We start from the raw sequence: 8,342 nt of genomic DNA, 5'->3' as shown, positions 1-8,342 counted from the left end.
TCGATCGCGGCCATGGGCCGCTCCTACAGGGGCCGGAGATCCGTCGAAGCATACCGTTCCTGCGCCGGAACGACGAAAAACATTTGTAGGAGCGGGCCATGCCCGCGATTGGACTGCGCTACGAAGCGGGATCGATCGCGGCCACGGGCCGCTCCTACAGGGGCCGTAGATCCGTCGAAGCAAACCGTTCCTGCGCGGGAACGACGAAAAACATATTGTAGGAGCGGGCCATGCCCGCGATCGGGCTGTGCTACGAAGCGGGATCGATCGCGGCCATGGGCCGCTCCTACAGGGGCCGTAGATCCGGCGAAGCATACCGTTCCTGCGCCGGAACGACGAAAAACATTTGTAGGAGCGGGCCATGCCCGCGATTGGACTGCGCTACGAAGCGGGATCGATCGCGGCCATGGGCCGCTCCTACCAGGTGCGTAGCGCCAACTATCCGGCCTCGCGCAGATACACCCGCAACGCCGCCAGAAACGGCTCGCGGGACAACGCCAAATCCCGCCGCTGCCGGCGCAGGCTCACCGCCGGCTGGTGATCCACCCGGGTAAACTCCGGCAGCTGGCCGCTTTTATCCCCCAGCACCAGAACCGGCATGGCCGCGTAGCCCACCTGGCGATAGGTCTCGCCACTTTTGTCGCGGAAAATTTCCGCCACCTGCAGGTTGGGGCGGCTCTGCACCTGCACCTGGCGCAGGTCGCCGTGCTGGTTCCGGTGCAGTCCCGCCAGCAACTGCCGCTGGTACTGGATGCCCGGGTCCGCGCCCTGTGGGTCCAACTGCACCAGTTTTCTCTCGCACCATTCCACCGATACCTTGCGGATCGACTTGCGCGCCTTGATCCAACTCAGCGCGATGGCCTGGGGCCGCTCGGGGCAGAGCAGCACCTGGCGGTAGCACTGGCGCAGGTGGGCGCGGGGATGGCCGGCGGTGGAGAGCAGGTCGCGCAACTGGCGGTCCCGTTCCGGGGCGGGGCGCTCCGCCAGTACCGTCTTGAATTCGGTCACCGCTTTCGAGAAGGCGGTTTTGTCCATATTCAGCTGCTGCGCCAGTTCGATAACCGGCGCGGGCACGCAGAGCAGGCCGGGAATCTGCAGGGTGGCGCGGGCGTCGCCGGGAGTGCCCGGGGAATCGCAGTAGTCCAGCTGAGCGTAGAGAGCGCCGGCGAGGGCGAAGGGCTTTTCGAAAGTACCGCCCAGCAGTTCGGCGGCATTGCGGGCGAAAACCGGTTGCAGCAGATAGTGCTGCCAGGGCCTGGGTGAATTCTGCAACTGCTCCAGCGCGTTGCGCAGTTTGCCGGCGCTGGCGTGCAGTTTGTCGAGCAATGGCGGAATGCGCCGCGCCAGCTTTTGCTGGTCGTCCATCTGGAATTCTCCCCTGTACTTCCCGAAATAATAACCCACTTAATAAACCGTTATCAATTTTGCGATCAAAACCGGGATCAGGCCTCGGAGTAAAACCGGAGGCCACCAGGGTGGGGGGGAGCAGTGGGCGCATGCCGGTATCCAGCGCTGCGGGGTGGAGGCAGGGCTGGTAGTGCCGTTGCAGTTGTCTCCCTACCATTCCCGGTATGAACCGAATCGAATTTCGAGAGGGATTGCTACGGGTGATGGAGCGCAAGGTGCATTGGGCCTGTCCGGCGTTTTCCGGCGGGCTGGTGCCGAAGGAGCGGTTGCATATCCACCTGGAACAGGAGTATGCGGTCTACGTGCGCGATCTCCCGGTAATGCTCGGCCGCGCCTATGTGCAGTGCCCGATGGCCAAGGTGCGGCGGGAGCTGGCGGAAGATCTCTACGAGGAGGAGACCGGCGGCCTGAGCGGCGGCAGGCCGAATTCGGAGCTGTTCCTGGAGTATCCCCGCGGTCTGGGGATGAACCTGGATCGCTTCAGGCGGGTGAAGCTGCTGCCGAAGGCGGCGGAGTTTCGCGCGCTGTTGGATGATGCCGTCAGCCATCACGGCTGGGAGGTGGCGGCGGCGGTGACCACGATTTTCCTCGAGGGTACCGAGTACGAGCGCGGTGAGCTGGAGCCCGGTGCGCCCCGGCGCCCGCAATTCCCGCTTTCCCAGCATCCGCTGGTGAAACACTATGGTCTGCCGATCGAGAACCTGGCCCTGGCGCGGGTGCACCGGCAAGTGGAGCGGGGGCACCGCAAGGTCGCCTGGCACCTGATGCTGGATTTTGTGGAGGAGGGCGCCCGCCCGCGGGTGCTGCAGTGGATGGGGCAGGTATTGCACGGCTGGCAGGCCTATCGCGATGAGGTGGCCGAAGCCTGTGGCCTGATGAGGTCCGACGGCGGCGCTGCAAATTCGCGGGCGTCGTCGCTATAATCCCGCGCTCGACTCAACCAAGCAAGTACCGCGCATGAACGCTCCGGTCCCCGACCTCTCCGCCATTCACGATTTTCTGTTGTGCCCCACGCCGGACGCCTGGGTGCGGGCCGCGCTGGCGTCGCCGGAATTGATGCTGGTGGACCACGCCAACTGCGAGAAGAAGGCGGCGGGAACGGCGTTGAACCTGATGTTCCGCTACCTGGACAACTTCGACCTGCTCAACAAGATGTCGCGTCTGGCCCGGGAGGAACTGCGCCACTTCGAGCAGGTGCTGGCGATTATGAAGAAGCGCGGCATCGCCTATCCGCATATCAGCGCCTCCCGCTACGCCGCGGGCCTGCGCGAGCAGGTGCGCAACGCGGAGCCGGGGCGGCTGGTGGATACGCTGATCTGCGGTGCGATTATCGAGGCCCGCTCCTGCGAGCGCTTTGCGCGTATCGCGCCGCACCTGGACGAGGAGCTGCAGAAGTTCTACCTGTCGCTGTTGAAATCCGAGGCCCGGCATTTTCGTGATTACCTGGCCCTGGCGCGGAAGGCCGCCGCGGAGGATATCGAGCCCCGGGTGCGGCAGTTGCTGGAGGTGGAGAGAGGACTGGTCGAGGGGAGTGACGGCGAATTCCGTTTCCATAGCGGAGTGCCCGCCGGTTGAGTTAAGACTCGGCACCCGTAGGAGCCTGCTTGCAGGCGAAAAGATCAGTGTCGAATGGCACTAAGTTAAGCGGAAGCCCCCTGTAGGATGGGCAAAGGAGCGAAGCGACGTGCCCATCTTCCGATTAAGCGCAAATGGCCTTATTTGTAGGGTGGATAAGCGAAGCGCATCCACCAGCCTGGGGCGGCGGATGCGCTTCGCTTATCCGCCCTACGGGAGCCGGAAACCGCTTAAGTAAGTGCCATTCCGGCCTAACCCAACGGTATTTGGTCTAACTGCGGTCGATTTTCTCCAGCAGATTGACGAATTCCTCAAGCTCCGCCGCGTTTGCGTAGTCGACCGTGTACTTGTTGTGAAAGAAAATGGTCAACTGCACCTTCGGTGAACTGATAAAAACCGTATAGCCGTCGAAATCGGTGCTTGCGGTCAGGCCGCGGTAGTGCCAGCCGTCTTCCTCTTTCACCCCTTTTCTGGTGATCTTGTCAAACACGCTCAATGCTTGTTTGACGTCGATTTTGTGCTCTTGGTCCACGTCTTTGCCCGTTGTCGGAGGTAGCTTATACCACGCTATAGTATCTATTCGATCCCGGCAATCCCACATAAGGAGCAGACATGGGTGAGAGCATTTCCAGCGAGTCCCTGAAACAGCTGTTTACCGAGGCGCGCACCCACAGTCACTGGCTCGACAAGCCGGTGAGCGACGAGACCCTCAGGCAGCTGTACGATCTGATGAAAATGGGGCCCACCAGCGCCAACAGCTGCCCGGTGCGGATTCTGTTCCTGCGCAGTAAAGAGGCCAAGGAGCGCCTCAGGCCGGCGCTGAACCAGGGCAATGTGGAGAAGACCATGGCCGCGCCGGTAACCGCGATCATTGCCCACGATATGCATTTTTTTGAGTACCTGCCGAAACTCTTTCCCCATGCGCCGGCGCGGGACTGGTTCGTGGGCAACTCCGAACTGGCGGCCGCCACGGCCTTCCGCAACGGTTCCCTGCAGGGCGGTTATTTCATTCTCGCCGCGCGCGCGGTGGGCCTGGATTGCGGCCCCATGTCCGGTTTCGACAACGCCGCGGTGGACAAGGAATTCTTCAGCGAACCTTGTGATAGCAGGGTGTTCCAGCAGGAGCACTCCCCGGACAGCCATATCAAATCGAACTTCCTGTGCAACCTGGGCTACGGCGATCCGGTAATGCTGCACCCGCGCAGCCCGCGGTTCGATTTTGACGACGTGTGCAAATTCATCTGACAAATCGCAGAGCGAACGCAATCTCGACGGTGGTGGCTCCTGTGGGAGCCAGCCCTGCTGACGAAGCGGGTGCTGCCGGTACTTCAATCGCCTGCAGGCAGGCTCTCACAGTGTGTCATTCACCGATAGTCCGAAACTTGAGATTTGAAAGCGGGCACCTGTATTAAAAATGTGGCTTTGCCACCATCAGAAAAACAATGGCAATCATCAGCGGAAATGCCGCGGCGCCGAGTGCGCACCAGAGTTTCATCACCCGGTGGACCTCGGCCTCACTGGACTTGTGGGCGTGCAGTCTCAGGCGATATTGCAAAACCACCACCGGCAGCCACAGCAGGCCAACCAGCACAGTCAGGATCATGGCGAGTTTCAGCCAGGATTGCTGCAGCCAGGTGGGGTTGATGGACAGCATTCCGGCGGCGCTGCCGAGCAGCATAACGATGGCGCTGGCGGTAAATAGCCAGTCTGCGGTGACCGTTTCGCGGCTGATCCAGCGGAATACCTGCCGGTCCCCGGAAAGCCAGCCGCGCAGCGTATACCAGGCGATACCGACGCCGGTGCCGAGCACGACAATGGCGCTGATGACATGCAGGGTTTTCAACAACAGGTAGATGGACATGGGGCAACCGCGATGAATTTCGCGCTCAAATTACCACAGTTGCCCGGTGCAACATCAATGTCTGCGCCGCACTTTCGCCCGCTCACGGACTGTCGACCGTGACCACGTCGCCCAGCCGCTTCTGTATGATCTCCCGCGTATAGGCCGCCAGCTCCCGGTAAAAGCGCCGTCCCGGCGCGCTGGCGCGCCACGCCAGCCCGTGTTGGCGCAGAATGGGCTGGGCCTTGAGCTCGCTCACATGGAGCGCTTCCGGGTGGTGCATTTCGGAGTGCACGTAGAGACCGGGCAGGAAAGCCACCCCGAGCCCCATCACTACCATCTGTCGCAGGGTGTCCAGGCTGGTGCCCTCGTAGTCCCGCTGCAACTGCGCTCCCAGGTCCTCGCAGATTTCCTGTACCTGGTGGTGGAAGTGGTGTTGTTCCTCCAGCGTGAGCACTTTCTCCCCGCGCAGTTGCGAGGGCATAACCTGGGGTTTCCCCGCGAGGCGGTGGTCCGCCGGAACCACAAATTTGAGGGGTTCGGTAAACAGCGGCTCTACTGCCAAGTCCTCCGCAGTCACCGGCAGCGGGATGATGGCAAGATCGTAGGCGCCCTCCGCCAGCCCTCGCTGCAGCTGCCGTGGCGCGCCCTCCCTCACGTACAGTTTCAGCGCGTGATAACGGGCGTGTAACTCCGGCAGGACGTTGGGTAGCAGGTAGGGGCCGACGGTGGGGGGCACGCCCAGTTTATAGGTGGTCTGGTACCCCTGGGCTAGCATCTGGGCATTTTCCCTGAGTTCCCGCATGGCCAGCAGAATCTGGCGCGCCTGATCCAGCAGTTCGCGGCCCTCCGGCGTGAGCAGGGTGCCGGCGCGGGAGCGCTCGAACAGGGAGAGGCCGAGCGCGCTTTCCAGCGCTGCAATCTGAGTGGTCAGGGCCGGCTGGCTGACCCCCAGTTCCTCCGCCGCGCGGCGGTAGCTGGACCGCCCGGCGATGGCTGCAAAGTACTCCAACTGCTTGATCGTCGGCGCCTGTCGATTGGAAGCCACGGGATCCTCCGGCGGTTATCTGATAATTAAAGGTTATCATTGAATAGTATTTCATCCTATTGAGCTATCAATAAATAATGATTGCAACAATTGTTCGGTATGTTCACAAAAGGAGTTTCTATGGAGCACGTGATCTCAGGGGTGGCCAAGTTTCAGAAAGAGGTCTATCCGGCGAAGAAAGAGCGGTTTGCCAAACTGGCAAACGGCCAGAATCCGGAGGTGCTGTTTATCACCTGCGCGGATTCCCGTATCGATCCCAACCTGGTGACCCAGACCGAGCCGGGGGAGCTGTTCATCTGCCGCAACGCCGGCAACGTGGTGCCGCCCCACAGCAGTCAGACCGGCGGCATGACGGCGTCCATCGAGTTTGCGGTGGCCGCACTGGGGGTCTCCCATATCGTGGTCTGCGGCCACACCGACTGCGGTGCGATGAAGGGCGCCATCGAGCCGGAGAAGCTGGAGGGGCTGCCCCATGTGAAGGAGTGGCTGGGCCACTGCCGCTCCGCCACCGAGGTGGTGCGCGGGCGGCGGGGCTGCCTGAGCAAAGATCATCTGCAGGAGGTGACCTGCGAGAATGTGGTACAGCAATTGCAGCACCTGCGTACGCATCCCGCTGTCGCCAACGGCCTGGCCAACGGTCGCATCGAGCTGCACGGCTGGCTGTACAACATCGCCAGCGGGGAAGTGCTCTATTACCACGAGCAGTCCGGCGGTTTTAAAGCCATGGACGAGGAATACCGGGCCACGTTCGGGGTCCGTTCAATGGAAGAAGTCGAGGAGTAAGGCTGAGATGAAGTTCGATTTATCTACGCTGCGAGGCGACATCACCGGCGGCGTCACCGCCGGTGTGGTGGCGCTGCCCCTGGCCCTGGCACTGGGGGTGGCCTCGGGGCTCGGCCCCATGGCCGGTATCTACGGCGCCATCGCGGTCGGCTTTTTTGCCGCCCTGTTCGGCGGTACCGGTCCGCAGATATCCGGCCCCACCGGGCCCATGGTGGTGGTTCTGGCCGGTCTCTTTGCCAGCCTCTCCGGCGACGCTGCGCTGATTTTCACCGCTGTGATTCTCGCGGGCCTGATCCAGGTGGCATTCGGCCTGTTTGGCCTCGGCCACTACATACGGTTGGTGCCTTACCCGGTGATCTCGGGCTTTATGACCGGTATTGGCGTCATCATTATTATCCTGCAGCTCAACCCGCTCCTGGGTCACGATTCGCCCAGCGGGACCCTCGGTGCCCTCGGTTTCCTGCCCGCGGCGCTGTCGGACGTCCACCTGGTGAACCTGCTCCTCGGCCTGGGCACCCTGGCGATGGTGTACAGCTGGCCCGCCCGTTTCGGCCGCTACCTGCCGGCGCCGCTGGCGGCCCTGATCGCGGGTACCCTGGTGGCTTATTTCGCGCTTGAGGTGCCCGTGCTCGGCAGTATTCCCACCGGCCTGCCGGAGCTGCACCTGCCGGTATTCAATGGCGACAAGATGTTCCTGGTGGTGGAAGCGGCGGTCATTCTCGCGGTGCTCGGTGCTCTCGACAGCCTGCTCACGTCGCTGGTTGCCGACAACATGACCCGCGAGCGGCACCACAGCAACCGGGAGCTGATCGGGCAGGGGCTCGGCAATACCGCGGCCGGCCTGGTCGGCGGTATCGCCGGGGCCGGCGCCACCATGCGCACCGTGGTCAACATTCGCTCCGGGGGCCACAGCCGCCTGTCGGGAATGGTTCACGCGCTGGTGCTGCTGGCGGTGGCTCTGGGCCTGGGTCCGCTCGCCGCGAATATCCCGATGGCGGTGCTGGCGGGCATCCTGGTGAAAGTGGGCCTGGATATCATTGACTGGAGTTACCTGAAGCGCGCCCACCAGGGCCCGCGTTGGGATCTGATCCTGATGGCGCTGGTACTGGTACTGACCATTTTCGTGGACCTGATCACCGCGGTGGCCGCCGGTGTGGTGCTGGCCGCCCTGGCGTTCGTGAAGCAGGTGGCCCAGTTGCAGATTGCCGGCCTGCGGAACCTGCCGGAACACCTGGACTCCCCGGAGGACAGGGCCATTCTCGAGCGCCATCGCGAGGCCATTGCGCTGTTCGAGTTCAGCGGCCCCCTGAGCTTCGGTGCCGCCGCGGATCTCGGTCACCACGTGCGCGAGCACTGCGAGCCGGGCTCCCGCATTCTGATCCTGGATTTCTCCTCGGTGCCGTTCCTGGACCTGTCCGCAGCGCTGGCGGTGGAGACTATCGCCGCGGATGCCCGCAGCAGCGGCCGGCAGCTGTATCTCGCGGGCATGCACGAGGAGGTGCGTTCCGTGCTCGCCAACCTGAACGGGGGACTGCCTGGGGACGGTCAGTTCCGCGATCGCAGCGAGGCCCTGCGGGTGGGGGACGAAGCTCTGCGGCAGCGGGAAAAAGATAGCGGCGGCAACTGGCTGCCGGCAGGTGCCTGAGCCGCCTGCTGGTGCGTTCGCCGGCGCCCCCATGTAGGAGCGGG

At 63.1% G+C, this 8,342-nt stretch carries 9 protein-coding genes; 5 read left to right on the top strand and 4 right to left on the bottom strand.

Annotation, left to right across the window (positions count from 1 at the left end):
• Positions 1-438: 438 nt before the first annotated feature.
• The gene (locus ACRC0P_RS00045; RefSeq protein WP_438627269.1) at positions 439-1,365 is read right to left on the bottom strand and encodes a hypothetical protein; all 927 of its coding nucleotides are present in this window, start codon (positions 1,363-1,365) and stop codon (positions 439-441) included.
• Between the two features lie 206 nt (positions 1,366-1,571).
• On the opposite strand from ACRC0P_RS00045, the gene ACRC0P_RS00040 reads away from it, so the two are divergent.
• Together ACRC0P_RS00040 and ACRC0P_RS00035 are read left to right on the top strand one after the other, a co-directional pair.
• Positions 1,572-2,330, top strand: coding sequence for an iron-containing redox enzyme family protein (locus ACRC0P_RS00040; RefSeq protein ID WP_438627267.1), 759 nt, complete (start codon positions 1,572-1,574; stop codon positions 2,328-2,330).
• 34 nt (positions 2,331-2,364) lie between these two features.
• Positions 2,365-2,982 (top strand): tRNA-(ms[2]io[6]A)-hydroxylase, encoded by a 618-nt coding sequence (locus ACRC0P_RS00035; RefSeq protein WP_438627265.1) that lies wholly within the window; start codon positions 2,365-2,367, stop codon positions 2,980-2,982.
• A gap of 271 nt (positions 2,983-3,253) precedes the next feature.
• On the opposite strand, the gene ACRC0P_RS00030 is transcribed toward ACRC0P_RS00035, so the two are convergent.
• A complete protein-coding gene (locus ACRC0P_RS00030; RefSeq protein WP_438627263.1) occupies positions 3,254-3,514 on the bottom strand; it encodes a DUF3081 family protein in 261 nt (86 codons plus the stop codon).
• 80 nt (positions 3,515-3,594) lie between these two features.
• Between ACRC0P_RS00030 and ACRC0P_RS00025 the strand changes: the two genes are divergently transcribed.
• A complete protein-coding gene (locus tag ACRC0P_RS00025) occupies positions 3,595-4,227 on the top strand; it encodes a malonic semialdehyde reductase (protein WP_438627261.1) in 633 nt (210 codons plus the stop codon).
• 163 nt (positions 4,228-4,390) lie between these two features.
• Here ACRC0P_RS00025 and ACRC0P_RS00020 read toward each other — a convergent pair whose 3' ends face one another.
• Entirely contained in the window at positions 4,391-4,843 is a 453-nt protein-coding gene (locus ACRC0P_RS00020; RefSeq protein ID WP_438627259.1) for a DUF2269 family protein, read from the bottom strand.
• 82 nt (positions 4,844-4,925) lie between these two features.
• The gene (locus ACRC0P_RS00015; protein ID WP_438627257.1) at positions 4,926-5,870 is read right to left on the bottom strand and encodes a hydrogen peroxide-inducible genes activator; all 945 of its coding nucleotides are present in this window, start codon (positions 5,868-5,870) and stop codon (positions 4,926-4,928) included.
• A gap of 120 nt (positions 5,871-5,990) precedes the next feature.
• Between ACRC0P_RS00015 and ACRC0P_RS00010 the strand changes: the two genes are divergently transcribed.
• Positions 5,991-6,653 (top strand): carbonic anhydrase, encoded by a 663-nt coding sequence (locus ACRC0P_RS00010; RefSeq protein ID WP_438627255.1) that lies wholly within the window; start codon positions 5,991-5,993, stop codon positions 6,651-6,653.
• Positions 6,654-6,660: 7 nt separating this feature from the next.
• Positions 6,661-8,298, top strand: coding sequence for a SulP family inorganic anion transporter (locus tag ACRC0P_RS00005; protein ID WP_438627253.1), 1,638 nt, complete (start codon positions 6,661-6,663; stop codon positions 8,296-8,298).
• The last annotated feature ends 44 nt before the right edge of the window (positions 8,299-8,342 follow it).

This window comes from Microbulbifer sp. (assembly GCF_051659245.1).
In the GTDB taxonomy this organism is placed as follows: domain Bacteria; phylum Pseudomonadota; class Gammaproteobacteria; order Pseudomonadales; family Cellvibrionaceae; genus Microbulbifer.
Note: the sequence above shows the minus strand (reverse complement) of the source record. Positions and strands in the feature narration are given on the sequence as shown.